Origin of the sequence: Bacillus salitolerans (assembly GCF_042680805.1) — a bacterium.
GTDB classification, from domain to species: Bacteria; Bacillota; Bacilli; order Bacillales; family SA4; genus Bacillus_CJ; species Bacillus_CJ salitolerans.
On sequence record NZ_JBHUEM010000046.1, the window covers coordinates 138,475 to 155,357 of the forward strand.

Here is a 16,883-nt window from a genome sequence, read left to right on the forward strand (position 1 = left end):
ATCAAAATAAAGTAAGCGTTTACAGGGGAGAGGGAGTGAAAGCATGAAGCAAATGTATACGTCTTTTGCTGAAGCTGTGAAAGAAATTCAAGACGGCGCAACGATTATGGTTGGTGGCTTTGGTCTTTGTGGAATACCAGAAAACTTAATTCTTGCATTAGTGGATACAGGTGTGAAAGATTTGACGGTTATTTCAAACAATTGTGGAGTAGATGATTGGGGTCTAGGCTTACTGTTAAAAAATAAGCAAATTAAAAAGATGATCGGTTCTTATGTTGGAGAAAATAAAGAATTTGAAAGACAAGTCCTTTCAGGAGAGATTGAGGTGGAGCTTGTACCACAAGGAACACTTGCGGAGAAAATTCGCGCGGGAGGAGCAGGGATTCCTGCTTTTTATACACCGGCTGGGGTAGGAACACCAGTTGCAGAGGGAAAAGAATTGAGAGTTTTTAATGGTAAGGAATACTTGCTGGAAGAAGCGTACACAGCAGACTTTAGCCTAGTTAGAGCTTGGAAGGCTGATAAGATGGGAAATTTAATTTATAACAAAACCGCACGAAATTTTAATCCTATGATTGCTGCTGCAGGAAAAGTAACGATTGCAGAAGTTGAGGAGCTTTACGAGATAGGTGACCTAAATCCAGACCATATTCATACACCAAGTATTTACGTTCAAGGTCTTATTATCGGTCAACAAGATAAACGAATTGAACGCTTAACGGTGAAAAACTAAGAAGGGAGGGACCAACATGAATACACGTGAAAAAATCGCAAAACGTGCAGAACGAGAAATTGAAAATGGCTTTTATGTTAACTTAGGAATTGGGATGCCGACACTAGTAGCAAATTTCATATCTGATAATAAACAAGTTGTCCTTCAGTCGGAAAATGGGTTACTTGGAATTGGACCTTATCCTGCAGAAGATGAGGTAGAAGCTGATTTAATAAATGCAGGAAAAGAAACAGTTACAGCTATTCCAGGAGCTGCTTATTTTAATAGCGCCGAATCGTTTGCAATGATACGTGGTGGGCATATCAATATCGCCATCCTTGGTGGAATGGAAGTTTCAGAATCAGGTGATTTAGCAAACTGGATGATACCTGGTAAGATGATTAAAGGAATGGGCGGGGCGATGGACCTCGTTCATGGTGTCCAAAAGATCATCGTGATTATGGATCATGTAAATCGTGACGGTGCTCCAAAAATTCTCAAAGAGTGTTCACTCCCTCTAACAGGTAAAGGTGTCGTTAATCGTATTATTACAGATCGGGCTGTTATTGATGTAACAGATAATGGCTTAAAACTAGTAGAAGTGGCAGAAGGCTATAGTGTGGAAGATGTTCAAGCTTCAACGGAGCCACCGTTAATCGTAGATGAGAATGTAAAGCTAAACTCTTATTAGACTCTACTTTTTCGCCACTCTCTGCTATAATGAGAAACACGCTGTTTGAAAGGAGCAATTAGTGATGGCGAAGAAAAAGAAGCAGCAGCAAGTGAGACCCAAAAATAATCAAGACGATAAAGTTCTCCTTAAAGAACGCCTTCAAGGCGATATCTTTGAACAACTAAAGGAGAAACAAAAATCTCTTAAAGAAGAAGAAGCACGTAAACAAGAGGAAGAACTAATCAGAAAGCGCGAGGAAGCTCGCCTTCGGGAAAAAAATAAATCATTTGAAGAATTGTTAAATGAAAGTAACATAGATTGGAAACAGTTTAAATAAACATGCCTCCTAGTATAATAGGAAGCTAACTATGATAGACCTCGATAACGAATAACGTGTCGAGGTCTTTTTTTATTCTTATAAAATGAACAAATAAATGGTTATCTCTCGTCTAAAGACGTGTTGACAGATGATTTACCTACATAGGAGGAGGGATGTAAGGTGCGAAGGTTAATCATTTTTTTACTGATTATAGCAAGTCCTATTATCATTCTTATACTTCATACAAATTACGTGGTTGGGTTAGATGATTTTAATGATGCCAACTTAGTTGAGTTGGTCGAAAACTTACAAAATAACGAATATTTCAGTCCATATTTTCAAGAGTTATCATTGGAACAAATTACGGAAGGAAGTTATGACAAAACCTCTACTTACCGGCTAACAGGAACCGGAACCGCTCTGTTTTCAAGTCTATCTAATATAGAAAAGCAAGGAATATTTTATGAGTTTTCGAATCAACAACGGATTAGCAAGGACGTGTCATGTGGACGGAGTAAGTTCTGCACCATTATAGAAGTTTTGATCAAAGATCAAGTTGAAGTGCAACCTTTTAAACGGAAACTATAATTTCGAATTTAATCACTAATGAGGGGGAAAGGCTATGGTAAGAAAAAAACTCACAAAATCCTTCTTGCAATTCGTATTGGCATTAATTGGGATATTTTGTTTAGGGGCGTTTCCTTATCTGTTTTTTGATTTGGAAATGAGAGAGAAGATATATAAAATACAAGTTTTACTGGATTCAGGAAAACTACGGAATACATTATTCTTATATCAATCCATTACATTTAATGTACAAGATTACTTTCATTCTATTAAATTGACAATTCATGAGTTTATCCATTACTCAGAGATGACCTACATTGACATTAGAAATTCTGAAAGACCACTGTTTCCTTTTTTTAATGAACTCTATGTCAATTCATTAAAGTATTTAAGCTTATCCATATTAGTTAGTTTTGTAAGTTCAATCATTTTTACATATTCTATTATGCTTTTACCCGTTAAGATAAAAAAAAGAATAAAGATGTGTTTTTTTATTCTTGAGTCGCTACCAGATTTGTTTGTTATTCTCAGTTTGCAAAGCTTAGTGATTTGGATGTACAAAAAAACAGGAATTTTATTATTTCAGACGGTTAGTACATTTGGAGATGAAGCCTTTATGATTCCTCTCTTAGTTCTAAGCTTCCTTCCAACCGTTTATATGACAAGGTATCTATTACTCTCCTTTGAAGATGAATATGAAAGCCTGTATGTTGAGCTAGCAAGAGGCAAAGGACTTACGAAGCTTGAGTTATTAGTTAAACATATTTTCCGTAATGCCTTTGCATCATTTATATTTCACTTTAAAACCATTTTTTGGTTTACAATATCCAACCTGTTGATGATCGAAATTATCCTAAATATTAACGGCTTTTTTCGATTTATATATGTAAATTCTGCCCGTAACCCTGAGCTATTGACACTTTGTATGTTATTTATGTTTGTCCCATTTTTTTTGATAATGACCCTCCTAGAAAGCATGGTCGGGCGTATATCCTTGAAGGGAGTGGATGAGTCATGAAAATAGGAAAACAACTCATTCATCACAATTTATTTATGATAGGGATAACTATACTCTTGTTTTTCTTAGTGGCAAGCTTTCTTTACTCTACCATTCTAGAAAAAATTCTACCTGCTCCTTATAAATACCTACACAATGAGAAGGGGGATATCATGGCACAGGCACCATTCCAACCATCACTGGAATTTCCCTTCGGTACAGATATAGTTGGTAATAGCTTGTTTTATATGGTTATAGATGGTGCAAAATACACAATTCTATTATGTGTACTTATTGGTATTGCTAGGGTAATTTTAGGGCTACTCTTTGGCTTCTTACTCATGTTACTGCCAATTAGAATAAAGTCAATGGTCAAAGGATTTTTTGATGGGCTTCACTTTATCCCATTGTCTTTATATACATTTATATTAATTGTGCCAGTCTTTTTGTTTTCATGGAGTTTTGGTGAAAAATCAACGATATATGCTCCCCTATTGGTTATAACCCTGTTATCAACGCCTATATTGGCAGTTTATCTTGCAGATGAAATTGGACAAATCTATCAGAAAGAATTTATTAAGAATGCCAAAATAATGGGAGGAAGTTGGTGGCACATTTTTAACAAGCATGTTAGACCATTCTTTTTTCCAAAGCTGATTATCGTGCTACTACAGCAAGTTGGACAAGTATTAGTTATTTTTGCTCATTTAGGTATCCTTGGCATTTTCATAGGTGGTGGAGATAGGAAGGAGGTTGGAGCAGACATAAAAACAGAGACTCCTATATTTGAAGTGTTTTCTGCTACAAATGAATGGGGTGGGCTTATAGCGAAGTATTTTCCAATCTTCTTTATTAGACCTTATTTTGTATTAATTCCTGTTGCTTGTGTAGCTTTAACAATCTTAGCTCTCAATTTTATTGTAGAAGGATTAAAAAATGTACTCATCGATGAAAATCCAAAGGAGGTATCGTTTTCAAAAAATGTGAAGAAAAAAGGAAAAAGCAATACCTTGAAAGAACCCTTTACAATGTTAAATAAAGTCAAGGATTTATCGTGAAATTGATCTTCATGATAGATAAGCGGCATGATTAGATTAGCTATTGAACAAAAAATAAAAGCAGCATCGTCTAAAGGTAAAAAATGGAGGCATTATATGGAACCAACAAAACATGAGATTCGATATAATGATTGGAATGTATTGTATCTGAAAAGGGAGGATATATTATCAGAGTTGATAGATGCCCTAGGAACAAAGGTAATGAGACTGGCTTATACATATGTAAAGGATAAGAAAATTTCCGAAGATATAACTCAAGAGGTATTTCTAAGATGTTATAAAAACTTAGACCGATTTAGAGCAGAGTCAAATATTAAAACCTGGATTTATAAGATTACTGTAAACCTTTGTAAAGATTATTTAAAAAGCTGGGCGTACCGAAAAATACTTCATTTCGAAAAGATACATAAAACAAATGAAAAGACGCCCCTTGATCACGTACTTGATACATTTGAGAAAAAGCAGTTGTCACTCTATGTATTAAAATTACCGATTAAATATAGAGAAGTCATAATTTTACACTATTATGAAGATTACTCAATTCAAGAAATCTCTGAGCTACTTCAAACGAGTCCAGATACAATTCGAACAAGGATGAGAAGAGCCAAAGAGAAACTTAGAGCTCATTTTGTAGAAGAGGGGCTGGATTAATAATGGAGAATCGATTACAGAAATTAAAAGAATCGATGAATGATCACGTCTTTACAGATATTTATATGGATAAAAAGCTTAAAGGGAAAATACTTAAAAATGTTTCGAAACATAATAAAGGTCGTACGATTATCGGGAAAAAGTGGAATATTCAAATTGTAACAGCAAGTTTGGTTTCTTTATGTTTACTATTTATCATTTTATTCAACAACTAATACTAGTCTGAATAACCAGAGAGTTGATTTGTTAAATTTCCAAAGTGATATCCTTTCCATCCTAAAGACGCAGGTTTTACTCGAGAAGAAAATATTAAACAAAATACAGAACAATGACTTCACAATTAAAGAATTATACGAGTTAAAGGAAGAGGCTGCAAAAATTCAAGGTTGATTGCAATTCAATTAACCACATTGAGTGTACCTGCTACTTTGGTTGACTATGAATCACAAATTACTAGCAGTATTGAGTATTAAAGAGAGTCTTATTATAGCAAAAGTAGTTACTTGCACAATACTGACTTAGAGTTATGGATCCAAATCTTTCTATGAACACGAGAAACCCTTCAAAGAACTTAGAGTATCAACAATCTTTCTACCAATTTGAACATAATGTGAGTAACGTCTATAAGAAACTTCAGTTACTTGAACCTAGTTATTGTATTGAAATAGAAACACAGATCCTGATTGATGAACAATCTATATATTGGTTGCAGAATATGAAGCGAGAAGACCAAGCTACACTTTCAAAATAGTAGAACAAAGGGCAAACGTACCTCAGATTTGAAACTACCTGAAGTACTTTTTTTTTTGGTTAATAAACAGTCTGGAAAATGTAGGGGGAGATATCACCAAAAATGAATGTCTACTTAACCACTAAAAATCTTGAGCATCCAGAACCTTACGATAGATGCTTACTTAATAGAACCATTCCTCCACAAAAAAACAGAATAAAAACGAAGTAAAGTGAAAAAAAACGCAACCGACACTTGACTAACATGAAAGAAACGGAATAAAATAAGTGATATGTTAAAATCATTTAGGCCTTTGAGGTGTTAAAAAATGTTAGCAGAAGAACGTAGACAACAGATATTAGAATGGATTAGGAAAGAAGGAAAGGTCATAGCAAAAGACCTTTCGGAAAAGTTCGAGATGTCGATTGATTCAATCAGAAGAGATTTAACCATCATGGAGGATCAAGGTCTTTTGAAAAAGACATATGGAGGGGCGATTTTAAATACTCCAAGCCCCAAAGTCAGGACTTTACCCATGCCAGATTCCAATCGATATGGTGAAAGTGCAGCACATCAAGATGCGATTTCAAAAAAGGCAGCTTCCTTTATTAACCATCATGATACGGTTTTTATTGGGGGAGCAGGAATCCAATATGGAATGCTTAAGCACCTTCCGACAGACTTTCCGTTTACTGTTATTACAAACTCAATCAAGATTGCTGAAGACATTCGAAAACTTGAGAATATTACTTCCTATTTAATTGGAGGTAGATTAAGGTTTGAATCAAGTGGGATTATTGACACACTTGCAATTGAAATGATCAGTAAGTTTACAATAGATACATGCTTTTTAACTGGTGGAGGAATAACAGAAAACGGTATAAGTACAGCAACACCTGAAGGAGCAGCCTTTACACGAGCAGTATCAAAGGTCTCAAGACAGAGAATTTGTTTAGCACCACATGAAAAAATGGGACATCAAATGTTTGTTGTATCGATTCCAATCGAAACAATCGACATTATGATTACAGATATCGAAGCATCAGAGACAACGATACAACATATTCAAAGACGTAAAGTTAAAGTAACGTTCGCTAATAAACAAGACACGAAAGAGGTATAACAGATGAAATGTCTAAAGGTGGAACAAACGAAGGGGTTACAGGGTACGATTCAAATACCAGGATCAAAAAATAGTTCACTCGCTTTATTGGCTGCTGCATGCATGGCAGATTATCCAGTAACTTTGCTGGGGATCCCGAATATTTCTGACATTCGAGTAATTACTAAGATTGTACACGAGATGGGAGGGAGGATTTATCAAAATGTAACAGGGGAAGTCATTGTTGACCCCACTCAAATCAATCAGACAATCCTTGATCCAAAGAAATCTTCATCTTTTAGAACTGCCTATTATTTTATTGGTGCATTACTTGCGAAATATGGGAGAGTTTCCGTTGGGTATCCAGGAGGAGACGATTTTGTTAGCAGGCCGATTGATCAACATGTTAAAGCTCTACAAATGATGGGAGCAACCTTTACCTTTCATCCAAATCATTACGTGGTAGAAGCAAAGGAATTAAAGGGTGCAACCATTTTTTTTGATAAAATCACCTCCGGGGGAACGATCAATGTAATGTTAGCAGCGGTATTAGCAAAAGGAGAGACGGTCTTGTTAAATGCAGCACGAGATCCGGAAGTGGTGGATACTGCTATTCTACTTAATAGCATGGGAGCTAGTATTAAAGGTGCAGGTACTCATACCATTCGGATTACCGGTGTTAAAGCATTAAAAGGTTGTACTCATACAGTAATCCCAGATCGATTGATAGCGAGTGCATTCTTGATATCAGTTGGATGTACAGGTGGGTCTGTAACAGTTGAAAATATCATACCTGAACATTTACAAGCTTGTCTTTCAAAATTAAAAGAAATGGGTCTACATATTGAGTTTAGTTCGAATTCCGTAACCGCACACTCAAATGGAATAGTAAAAGCAACTAGGATAAGAACAGGAATGTATCCTGAATTCCCAACAGATGTCCAGCAACCATTAACAGTATTACTAACACAAGCACAAGGTAAAAGCATTATTGCTGAAAAAATCTATCCGAATCGTTTTAACCACGTTCAACAATTAGCAAGAATGGGGGCTAATATAAAGGTTCGCTCAGGTGTTGCTTACATCAAAGGCAAATCGCAATTATATGGATCGAATGTTCATGCATCTGATATCCGAGCAGGTATAGCCTTAATCTTAGCCGGAATGGCGGCTGAAGGAACTACTACGATAAGGGGTGTAGAGCATATTGAGCGCGGGTATGGAAATGTCGTGGAAGCCTTTCAAACGATTGGGGCAAAGATTGAATTACAATCAGAAAAATACACTCAAAATATGAATAAACTAGAAAATGCACGTTAAACTAAATCCATTCTCGTGTAACAAGAGAATGGATTTAGCTTGATCACTTTCTATTATCAGGAACTTCTGTTTCATAAAATCTTTGCGATAATGAATGTAAGTTACTCGTCAATTCTTCACCTGACATCGGTAGTCCATGTCCTGTAATAGCGATACTAGGTGAAAGGTCAGCTAACTTTCTAACTGAGTCACCAGCAGCAGTCCAATCGATTGTAAAATAAGCTGGTGGACCGTGGATTTCTTGTTTTTGAGTAAGAACTTCATATAGCGATTCTTGTTCGACTGTCGTAAATGCATCTCCTGCAAGTAATACCTTGTCTTCTTCTCGAAACAGGGAAATATGACCAGGTGTATGCCCTGGAGTATGTACCGCCTTCCAGCCTGGTAAAACGGGAATTGAGCCATCTTCAGGAATAATTTGTAAGTGATCAGTTATGTCGATACTATGCCGAGGGAAAAATGTGGACATCTTGGCAACGAGTCCAGAACTAGCCTCTGTATTTGGCTCTGGATAATGCGTCTTCCCTGTCAGGTACGGAGCTTCAAGCGAATGGGCATATACGGGTACATCCCACTTTCTCAATAGTTCTTGAAGGGCGCCAATATGATCAAAGTGTCCGTGTGTAAGTACGATAGCTTTCATCTTACATCCTTCACCGAAACGTTTTTCACAAGCTTTGATGATCATTTCTTGAGAATCTGGCATACCTGCATCTACTAGAATAAACTCATTGGATACAGTTGGATTTCCAATCAAACAAAGATTTACAATTTGAACAGGTAAACAAAACACATCAGACAGGATTTCCATCCCTACTCCACTCGTTATGGATGTGATAGGCATCTTTGTCAAAGTAAAAAAACCTCCCATTTTTCCTAAGTTTCTATTGTAGTATGACTGTTATATGAACAAATTATGTTATACAAAAAGGTGGCTTATAATGAGAACAATACAAGTAGTTCCTTACAATCCTATGTGGAAAAATGAGTTTGAAAAAGAAGCAAAACAATTAGAAGGTATACTAGGAGAAGAGTGTGTTAAGATTCATCATATTGGAAGTACGTCAATACCGGGTATGTCTGCCAAACCTATCATAGATATTTTGATTGAGGCAAGGGATTTACATGAAATTGATAAGAAAAATAATCAGTTCCATGAATTAGGATATGAACCAAGGGGGGAATTTGGAATTCCTAATCGACGTTACTTTCCTAAAGGAGGAGACGAGAGAACACACCATGTTCATATTTTTCCGACTGGTCATGAAGAGGTTATGAGACATATTGCCTTTCGTGATTATTTAATTGAACATCCTTGTGACGCGGAAAGATATGCAAACGTAAAGATCGAATTAGCCTATAAATATAAAACAAATCCTTATAAATATGTAGAGGGTAAAGACAGCTTAATAAAAGAGATAGAGGGAAAAGCAAAACGGTGGTATCTGGAGAAGTAACCACCGTTTACACACTACATTATCTATGATCATGATAAATATCAGCACGTACTAAGTTTTGAATGAAGTGAATATCATCCTCTGATAGTGGATTTGATAGAGCGGCCCTTACATTGTCTATTAATTGATCCTTTTTACTAGCTCCGGGAATAATGGCACCTACTGCTCTAGGAAATAAGCAATATTGTAAGGCAATTTCGTTTACACTACGATCAGGAAAGTGTTCTTTTATTTTTTCTAAAGCTGTTTTTATTTCCTCAGGCGTTAAATGTATATATCCATTTGATTGTGAGTTAGATGATGTTAATATCCCTTTTGCAACAGGTCCTCTGGCAATCAAGCTTATCTGATTGTCTTCTAATATGCTCATAATTTCTTCTTCTGGTCTTCGGTCAAGGATGCTATATTGCATCATCACACTTATAATGGATGACTTCTTTATGTATTCCTTTATGACATTTGGACGGATCGAAGAAATTCCATAATAACGAATCACGCCTTCTTGTTTAAGTTCTTCAAAAGCCTCGATTATTTCGTCGATAGGATCATCAATGGTCCCGCCGTGTAATTGATACAAATCAACATAATCTGTTTGAAGTCTTTGAAGACTCTGCTTAACCGCTTCCTTGATATACTGTTTACGAGGATCCCAAACCCACCCTTCTTCACCTGGAATTCTACGATTCCCTACCTTTGTTGCCAAAATAATATTACTTCTTTTATGTTTAATCGCTTTTCCCACATATTCTTCATTCAAGCCAAAATCATATAAATCCGCAGTATCAAAGTAATTGATCCCAAGCTCAAGTGCTTCATCGATGATTGAAAGGGCATGTTGTTCCTCTGTTCCAATTGACATACAACCAAGGCCAATCTGACTAACTTGTAAGTTGGAATTCCCCAGGTTACGATATTTCATGTTAGGACACCTCATTTCCTTCATTTTATTCTATTGTATCTCTACCAAATTTTCTTTTCCATTAAACTACATCATTGAAAATCTAATTTCTTTAGTGATATTCTATTTCTATGAAGGAAGAGGAGGGGTAGTTTGAGTAAAGAAGCATTGTTAATTATTGATATGAGTAATGATTTTGTTTCAGATGAAGGGAATTTAACAGTTGGAAAACCTGCACAAGATATTGTTGCTTCAATAGTAGAAGCAGCAAACGATTTTCTACACCGTGATCAAGTAGTAGCTATATGCATGGATGAACACGCAGAAGATGATGGGCATTTTGAATTATGGCCGGCTCATAATGTTAAAGGGACATGGGGGCAAGAGTTATATGGTGAACTGCAAACATGGTTTGATGAACATAAACACCACCCAAATGTGATTTATATTGCTAAGCCTGAATATGATGCTTTTTTCAACACGAACTTAGATGATAAGTTAAAAGAAAAAGGAGTCGAAAAGGTACATCTCGCAGGTGTTTGTACGGATATTTGTAACTTTTTGACCGCATATGGAGCGTATGCAAGAGGGTATAAAACAGTTGCCCATCAAGATAAGATGGCTACTTTTACGAATAATCACAATGTGTTTGTTAAACATATGGAGACAGTGTTTAAAACTGAATTAAAATAATAAAAGAAAAGTGAAGCGACCAAAATCGTTTCACTTTTTTATTTATTTAAGTTGGGCACACTACATATAAATTCAAACAGTAGGAGTGAAAAACAATGAACTTTACGCCAAGAGAAGAAATTATGAATTACTTTGTCCACTCATTAGAAAGTGTGATGGATAAATACGATTTAGATGACATTGGTATCTATGAAGAAGAAGGTGCAGGTAGTCATTATTATATGGGCTACACGGTTAGAAAAGGAGATAAGGTGTACATGATTAATCAGCCGTATGTAAAAAATGATCAAAAACACCTTGCGATTGAACATGAAGAATGGACAATTCAAAGTGATGACGGGAAGGAAGTGAAAGGAATTGCTACTTTAGATGAAGTCTTTCATCAGATTAATAAGGGTGTTTTGCATTAACGGTTATTTTTAGGGAACGGAATGATAGTACTCGATTTTCCGTGACTTTTCTTTTTTTCGTTATGAATCCAATCTGAAACAGTTTGATAATACTCACCGTACTCTTTTAACTTTCTTTGGATTTCCCAATGCTTCCCAACAAGAGAAATACCTTGTCTATGTAAATAGATTTTCATGTTCGATTCCTCCATTTGTTCTATGATAGAATGTATGAAGGACTTGATTAAGTTAGAACGAGGAGCGATTGAGATGAAAAAGTTTGAGGAAAAAACTCTTTTATCACAAACATTATACGAAGGTAGAATTATTAACCTTGATTTGGAAGAGGTTCTCCTTCCAAATGGCAACAAGAGTAAAAGGGAAATCGTAAGGCATCCCGGGGCTGTTGCCGTAATACCCATTACAGTTGATGGGAAGGTTGTCATGGTGGAACAATATCGCAAAGCGCTTGAGAGAGCAATCGTGGAAATCCCTGCTGGAAAGCTTGAACGTGGTGAAGAACCGGAACTGACGGCTAGACGTGAACTAGAAGAGGAAACTGGCTATGAATGTAAACAATTAACTCATCTCATCTCCTTCTACACATCACCAGGTTTTGCAGATGAAATTGTTCATCTATATGTTGCTGAGGGTTTAAGTAAAAAAGACCATAAACTAGACCTAGATGAGGATGAGTTTGTAGAAGTGTTAGAATTGACAGTAGAGGAAGCTCTAGAATATATACAGGAGCAAAGAATTTTTGATGCTAAAACTGCTTATGCGATCCAATACCTACAACTAAAAAGGCAGATGGACCAAAACAATGGATGAATATTTTGTAGACTTACATATACATATAGGAAGAACATTAACTGGAAAGCCAGTCAAAATAACAGCTGCAAAATCCTTAACAATTGAAAATATCTTAACCGAGTCAACAGAAGTGAAGGGAATGGACATGATTGGCGTTATTGATTGTCATGTCCCTGAGGTCCTAGATGAACTTGAGAGATTAATACAGGCTGGCGAAGTATTGGAACTAGAAGACGGAGGGATCCGTTTCAAGAATGTTACACTGATTCTAGGAAGTGAATTGGAAATTTATGATGAAGATTGTAAAGGTCCGATCCATGTCCTTGCATTCCTGCCAAACATACAAAACATGAGGGAATTCTCCCACTGGATGTCTAAGCGTCAAAAAAATATTACCTTAAGCTCTCAAAGAATATATGAAACGGGGAAAAATCTTCAAAGGAAGGTTCGTGAATTAAATGGTCTCTTTATCCCCGCTCATATTTTTACCCCCTATAAAAGCTTGTATGGAAGAGGAGTCACAGCTAGTTTAATAGAAGTATTTGACCCAGAACTCATTGATGCAGTCGAACTTGGATTAAGTTCCAATACGGAAATGGCAGACCAAATTGCTGAACTACATCGGTATAGTTTTGTGACAAATTCGGATGCACATTCTTTACCGAAGATAGGAAGAGAATATCAAAAGATAAAAATGAATTCACCAACGTTTGAGGAATTGAAAAAAGCGTTAAGGCAGCAAGAAGGTCGGAGAATTGTTACCAATTATGGGTTGGATCCAAAGTTAGGTAAATATCATAGAACGACCTGTGATCAATGTTTAACTATTGTAGAGAAAGTAACAGAAGCATGTCCAAAATGTGGCCACTCTCAAATCGTTAAAGGAGTGTATGATCGGCTACTTGAATTAAAAACAAACGAAGGTCAACTTTCAAGCAGACCTCCTTACGTCCATCAAGTTCCACTTGAATTTATTCCTGGACTTGGTCCGAAGACGTTGACAAAACTAAGAGACTATTTTAAAACTGAGATGTCTATACTACACGATGCACCAGCTGATGTGCTTCATTCCATTCTCACACCAGCTATTGCAGAAGCCATCATACGAGCTAGAAATGGTACATTAACATTTCAAGCAGGTGGTGGAGGAAAATACGGAAGGGTAAATATACATTAAATGAACCTCTCAAAAAGGACCTTACCGGTTATAATCAGGAAGTAAATATCCTCATTCACGCTATGGTTTTCACATTGGAAATCTCAGCTTTTTTTTATGAATATACAAGGTTTTATCCTCTTTACAAGTGCTAAGTGAAGTTTTCGCAACTCGGAAATAGTCATTTACATCTATGTAAAAAGGATTTGAATAACTAAGTCATTGTTTACTTTGGTATTATCTATATTTGTAGGGTTTCAAAAATATCACTTCATATAGGATTATTGGGTTTTTCAGTAGAACTAGCAGGCGATATCCTAATAATGCAGAATGTATATAATAACCTTCTTTATAAAAGTAAGGAAGGTTAGTTTAAATTCCTAAACAATTAATGACTCTAGAAGTCTTCATGGGGGATCGAATTTTGAGAATTCTAATTTTAGGAGCCACTGGTTTTCTAGGCTCAACATTATTTGGTTTAGCTGAAAGTTTAAATTATACAGTATTTGGCACTTCAAGATATTCAAATGGTAAATCAACTATTTTAAAAATGGACGTAACCGAAAAAAATTCTATAGTACAAATTTTACAAGAATATGTTCCCGATGTAGTTGTTTGGACATTGTTAAGTGGGGATGAAGAGGATGTCCTAATAAACATGGGTCTGACAAATCTACTGTCAGTCATAAGCAAAAAAACGAAACTTATTTTTATTTCTACTGATGGTGTTTTTTCAAAAGGGAATGGAGACTATACAGAGTTTGATAAACCAATATCAATCTCTGAAGAAGCTCCTTTAGCTCCATATATAAATTCAAAAATAATAGGAGAAAAGAAGATTCAAGAGGGGCATCCAAACCACATAATTATTCGTACAGGACCTCTTTATGGAAAGGATTCAAATCAGAACATTGAACAGCGAACTCAAACGATAATTAGGGAAGTAAAGGAAAAAGGTTTTTTTTATGCAGCTACAAATATGTATAGGACATTTGTTCATATTGAGGATTTATCCAAATCCATATTAGAGCTTAGTACCATGAATTATTACGGATTGTTACATGTAGGTCCATTACAAAAAGAAAGTTATTTTACGTTTTACAAAAATCGACTAAGACATTTTGGATTTGATGAAAATGTGATAAAACCAACCGAAATAAATCCAAATGTAAATCCTTATATACTACTAGATACTTCATTAAATACGCAAAGAGCAAATGGTTTGCTTAAATCACAATTTAGAAATATAAAATAACTGATTATAAAAGCACGATCTGAAAAGGCTTAGAAAAATATATTCTAAGCCTTATTAATGTTAATTGAATTGAGATAACTATGTAAGCATCATTCTGTATTGTCTATTTAGCATTTTACAGCTAAAGAGTAAATCAAGTAGAGATCTAAGAAGGTCATTTCACTTTTGCATAAATACATGTATCACGGACTTCTGTTTCGTCAATGGATAAACTATTGCTTATTAGTATTCCTTCTAATACAAAACCGAGTTTTTCAGGTATTGCACGACTTTTGCTATTTTTAGAATCACATCGAATTTCTACTCTTCTAGCCTGTAGTTCAGAAAAAGCAAAGGAGGCAATACCTTGAACAGCTTCTGTCATGTATCCATTTCCGCTATAACGTGTATCAATCCAATAACCGATTTCAAATTTCCGGACATTCCAATCGATTCTATGAAGTCCAGACGATGCTACAAATTCCATCGTATCTTTTCGGAAAACTAGTAATCTCAGATCTTCCCGTGATAAAAACTGAACATACGACTGCCTAATATTTTCCTCTACTTGTTCATCAGTTTGCTCTTGACGAGCGAACGGCATCCAAGGCTTAAGCTCTGACATAGATGCTCGAATAGCATCCGAAACTGCCTTACCGTCACCTGGTTTAGGTGAGCGAATGAGTAAACGCTCTGTTTCAAATTGATCAGAAAATTCTAAAAGAATAGGTTTCATATCCAAACCTCCTAACATTTTCAATGAGTATAGCATAGTTAATTAAATGGTGAATACAAAAATAATAGAATTACTTTTCATCTATTAATTTGTCATAGATTTGAAAAAATTTCATAAGATGCAGTAACAGTGTTTTTAGGGGGAGAAATATGAAGAGACATCCTTTGAGAAATATCATTAAACTGCATATAAAAGAACATTCATCTATCTACTTATTTGTATCGATCCTTTTTATGATGGGCATTATTTTTGGGGCGATTGTTGTTAATAGTATGAGCATTAGCCAAAAGCAAGATTTATTTCTTTATTTAAGTCGTTTTTTTGGACAAGTATCTCAAGGGGAGTTTGCAAGTGCAAATGAAATGTTCCTGCAAAGTTACTTTCATCAGCTCAAGTATATTGGTCTCATGTGGATTTTAGGAATATCCATTATCGGATTACCTGTAATTTTAGTTCTATTGTTTTTAAAAGGAATTGTTGTTGGATTTACAGTTGGATTTCTAGTCAATCAATTAGGATGGAATGGATTTGTTCTTTCTGTTGTAGCAGTCCTACCTCAAAATATCATCATCATACCAGCTTTCGTTATTATTGGGACAGTAGCTATTTCATTTTCTTTACGCTTAATAGGTCAACTATTTGTGAAGCGAACAAACTTACCGTTCAAACAGCTATTTGCAAAGTACGTAGGACTTGCCTTTGTTATTTGCTGTGTTGTCGGTTTTGCGTCAGCTTTCGAAGCATATAGCTCTCCGATGTTAATGAAGCAGGTAATAGGAACTATTATAAAATAATTAATATAAACAAATAATTAATATTAAATTAACTTTATAATGATTTTATTTTGACAGTTCTCTCTCTTTTGCTATAATTAATTATTGAATGGCGTGGGAGGGAATAAATATGGAAAATCGCATTGACCGGATAAAAAAACACTTGCATTCTTCTAGCTATAAACTGACACCGCAACGTGAGGCTACTGTGAGGGTGCTACTTGAACACGAAGCAGACCATTTAAGTGCTGAAGATGTTTACCTCCTCGTTAAGGAAAAGTCTCCGGAGATTGGCCTTGCAACTGTTTATCGTACACTTGAACTTTTAACTGAACTCAAGGTAGTTGATAAGATTAATTTTGGTGATGGAGTATCAAGATACGACCTTAGACAAGAAGGAGCTGCGCATTTCCATCATCACTTAGTATGTATGGAGTGTGGAGCCGTTGATGAAATCCAAGAAGATTTACTTGAAGATGTTGAACAAATAGTTGAGAAAAACTGGAATTTTATAATTAAAGACCATCGATTAACTTTCCATGGTATTTGTCATAGATGTCATGACAAAGTGCAGGAAATAGAAGAGTAAAAACCTTTCATACTTG

Annotated in this window: 22 protein-coding genes; 18 read left to right on the forward strand and 4 right to left on the reverse strand. The window is 35.6% G+C overall.

The window, feature by feature from the left end; all coding sequences use genetic code 11:
* Nucleotides 1-43: 43 nt before the first annotated feature.
* The 10 genes from ACFSCX_RS19800 (at nt 44) to murA (ending at nt 8,129) form a co-directional block, all read left to right on the forward strand.
* Nucleotides 44-733: a CoA transferase subunit A gene (locus ACFSCX_RS19800; protein WP_377929984.1), complete on the forward strand. Its 690-nt coding sequence runs from the start codon at nt 44-46 to the stop codon at nt 731-733.
* Nucleotides 734-749: 16 nt separating this feature from the next.
* Nucleotides 750-1,403 carry a CoA transferase subunit B gene (locus ACFSCX_RS19805; protein ID WP_377929985.1) on the forward strand — a complete coding sequence of 218 codons (654 nt, stop codon included), beginning with the start codon at nt 750-752 and terminating at the stop codon, nt 1,401-1,403.
* Nucleotides 1,404-1,467: 64 nt separating this feature from the next.
* Nucleotides 1,468-1,722 carry a YqkE family protein gene (locus tag ACFSCX_RS19810; RefSeq protein ID WP_377929986.1) on the forward strand — a complete coding sequence of 85 codons (255 nt, stop codon included), beginning with the start codon at nt 1,468-1,470 and terminating at the stop codon, nt 1,720-1,722.
* A gap of 162 nt (nt 1,723-1,884) precedes the next feature.
* Nucleotides 1,885-2,292 carry a hypothetical protein gene (locus tag ACFSCX_RS19815; protein ID WP_377929987.1) on the forward strand — a complete coding sequence of 136 codons (408 nt, stop codon included), beginning with the start codon at nt 1,885-1,887 and terminating at the stop codon, nt 2,290-2,292.
* Nucleotides 2,293-2,326: 34 nt separating this feature from the next.
* On the forward strand, nt 2,327-3,289 hold the full coding sequence (locus ACFSCX_RS19820) for an ABC transporter permease subunit (RefSeq protein ID WP_377929988.1): 963 nt from the start codon (nt 2,327-2,329) through the stop codon (nt 3,287-3,289).
* Entirely contained in the window at nt 3,286-4,326 is a 1,041-nt protein-coding gene (locus ACFSCX_RS19825) for an ABC transporter permease subunit (protein WP_377929989.1), read from the forward strand. Before ACFSCX_RS19820 ends, ACFSCX_RS19825 begins: the two co-directional genes overlap by 4 nt.
* Before the next feature lie 96 nt (nt 4,327-4,422).
* A complete protein-coding gene (locus ACFSCX_RS19830; protein WP_377929990.1) occupies nt 4,423-4,977 on the forward strand; it encodes a sigma-70 family RNA polymerase sigma factor in 555 nt (184 codons plus the stop codon).
* 2 nt (nt 4,978-4,979) lie between these two features.
* On the forward strand, nt 4,980-5,192 hold the full coding sequence (locus ACFSCX_RS19835) for a hypothetical protein (RefSeq protein WP_377929991.1): 213 nt from the start codon (nt 4,980-4,982) through the stop codon (nt 5,190-5,192).
* Nucleotides 5,193-6,035: 843 nt separating this feature from the next.
* Nucleotides 6,036-6,830: a DeoR/GlpR family DNA-binding transcription regulator gene (locus ACFSCX_RS19840; RefSeq protein WP_377929992.1), complete on the forward strand. Its 795-nt coding sequence runs from the start codon at nt 6,036-6,038 to the stop codon at nt 6,828-6,830.
* A gap of 3 nt (nt 6,831-6,833) precedes the next feature.
* Complete coding sequence (gene murA / locus ACFSCX_RS19845) at nt 6,834-8,129, forward strand: UDP-N-acetylglucosamine 1-carboxyvinyltransferase (protein WP_377929993.1); 1,296 nt, start codon at nt 6,834-6,836, stop codon at nt 8,127-8,129.
* A 43-nt stretch (nt 8,130-8,172) separates the two neighbouring features.
* On the opposite strand, the gene ACFSCX_RS19850 is transcribed toward murA, so the two are convergent.
* Complete coding sequence (locus tag ACFSCX_RS19850) at nt 8,173-8,973, reverse strand: MBL fold metallo-hydrolase (RefSeq protein ID WP_377930037.1); 801 nt, start codon at nt 8,971-8,973, stop codon at nt 8,173-8,175.
* Nucleotides 8,974-9,070: 97 nt separating this feature from the next.
* Here ACFSCX_RS19850 and ACFSCX_RS19855 point away from each other — a divergent pair, with 97 nt between their 5' ends.
* The gene (locus ACFSCX_RS19855; protein WP_377929994.1) at nt 9,071-9,586 is read left to right on the forward strand and encodes a GrpB family protein; all 516 of its coding nucleotides are present in this window, start codon (nt 9,071-9,073) and stop codon (nt 9,584-9,586) included.
* A 19-nt stretch (nt 9,587-9,605) separates the two neighbouring features.
* Here the strand turns inward: ACFSCX_RS19855 and ACFSCX_RS19860 are convergent, their stop codons facing one another.
* Nucleotides 9,606-10,505, reverse strand: coding sequence for an aldo/keto reductase (locus ACFSCX_RS19860; protein WP_377929995.1), 900 nt, complete (start codon nt 10,503-10,505; stop codon nt 9,606-9,608).
* Nucleotides 10,506-10,637: 132 nt separating this feature from the next.
* Between ACFSCX_RS19860 and ACFSCX_RS19865 the strand changes: the two genes are divergently transcribed.
* On the forward strand, nt 10,638-11,177 hold the full coding sequence (locus ACFSCX_RS19865) for a cysteine hydrolase family protein (RefSeq protein WP_377929996.1): 540 nt from the start codon (nt 10,638-10,640) through the stop codon (nt 11,175-11,177).
* A 95-nt stretch (nt 11,178-11,272) separates the two neighbouring features.
* Complete coding sequence (locus tag ACFSCX_RS19870; protein WP_377929997.1) at nt 11,273-11,587, forward strand: DUF5634 family protein; 315 nt, start codon at nt 11,273-11,275, stop codon at nt 11,585-11,587.
* On the opposite strand, the gene mciZ is transcribed toward ACFSCX_RS19870, so the two are convergent.
* Complete coding sequence (mciZ, locus tag ACFSCX_RS19875) at nt 11,584-11,763, reverse strand: Z-ring formation inhibitor MciZ (protein ID WP_377929998.1); 180 nt, start codon at nt 11,761-11,763, stop codon at nt 11,584-11,586. The two genes, ACFSCX_RS19870 and mciZ, sit on opposite strands and share 4 nt — an antisense overlap.
* 73 nt (nt 11,764-11,836) lie before the next feature.
* Here mciZ and ACFSCX_RS19880 point away from each other — a divergent pair, with 73 nt between their 5' ends.
* The 3 genes from ACFSCX_RS19880 to ACFSCX_RS19890 all read left to right on the forward strand — a co-directional run bounded on the left by ACFSCX_RS19880 (nt 11,837) and on the right by ACFSCX_RS19890 (nt 14,790).
* Entirely contained in the window at nt 11,837-12,397 is a 561-nt protein-coding gene (locus tag ACFSCX_RS19880) for an NUDIX domain-containing protein (RefSeq protein WP_377929999.1), read from the forward strand.
* The gene (locus ACFSCX_RS19885) at nt 12,390-13,556 is read left to right on the forward strand and encodes an endonuclease Q family protein (protein ID WP_377930000.1); all 1,167 of its coding nucleotides are present in this window, start codon (nt 12,390-12,392) and stop codon (nt 13,554-13,556) included. The genes ACFSCX_RS19880 and ACFSCX_RS19885 overlap by 8 nt, the downstream gene beginning before the upstream one ends.
* 403 nt (nt 13,557-13,959) lie before the next feature.
* The gene (locus tag ACFSCX_RS19890; protein ID WP_377930001.1) at nt 13,960-14,790 is read left to right on the forward strand and encodes a sugar nucleotide-binding protein; all 831 of its coding nucleotides are present in this window, start codon (nt 13,960-13,962) and stop codon (nt 14,788-14,790) included.
* 154 nt (nt 14,791-14,944) lie between these two features.
* On the opposite strand, the gene ACFSCX_RS19895 is transcribed toward ACFSCX_RS19890, so the two are convergent.
* Complete coding sequence (locus ACFSCX_RS19895) at nt 14,945-15,505, reverse strand: GNAT family N-acetyltransferase (RefSeq protein ID WP_377930002.1); 561 nt, start codon at nt 15,503-15,505, stop codon at nt 14,945-14,947.
* Between the two features lie 149 nt (nt 15,506-15,654).
* Here ACFSCX_RS19895 and spoIIM point away from each other — a divergent pair, with 149 nt between their 5' ends.
* Together spoIIM and fur are read left to right on the forward strand one after the other, a co-directional pair.
* Nucleotides 15,655-16,299 (forward strand): stage II sporulation protein M, encoded by a 645-nt coding sequence (gene spoIIM / locus ACFSCX_RS19900; RefSeq protein WP_377930003.1) that lies wholly within the window; start codon nt 15,655-15,657, stop codon nt 16,297-16,299.
* 109 nt (nt 16,300-16,408) lie between these two features.
* Nucleotides 16,409-16,867, forward strand: a complete 459-nt coding sequence (fur, locus tag ACFSCX_RS19905) for a ferric iron uptake transcriptional regulator (protein WP_377930004.1) — start codon at nt 16,409-16,411, stop codon at nt 16,865-16,867.
* Nucleotides 16,868-16,883 lie beyond the last annotated feature (16 nt).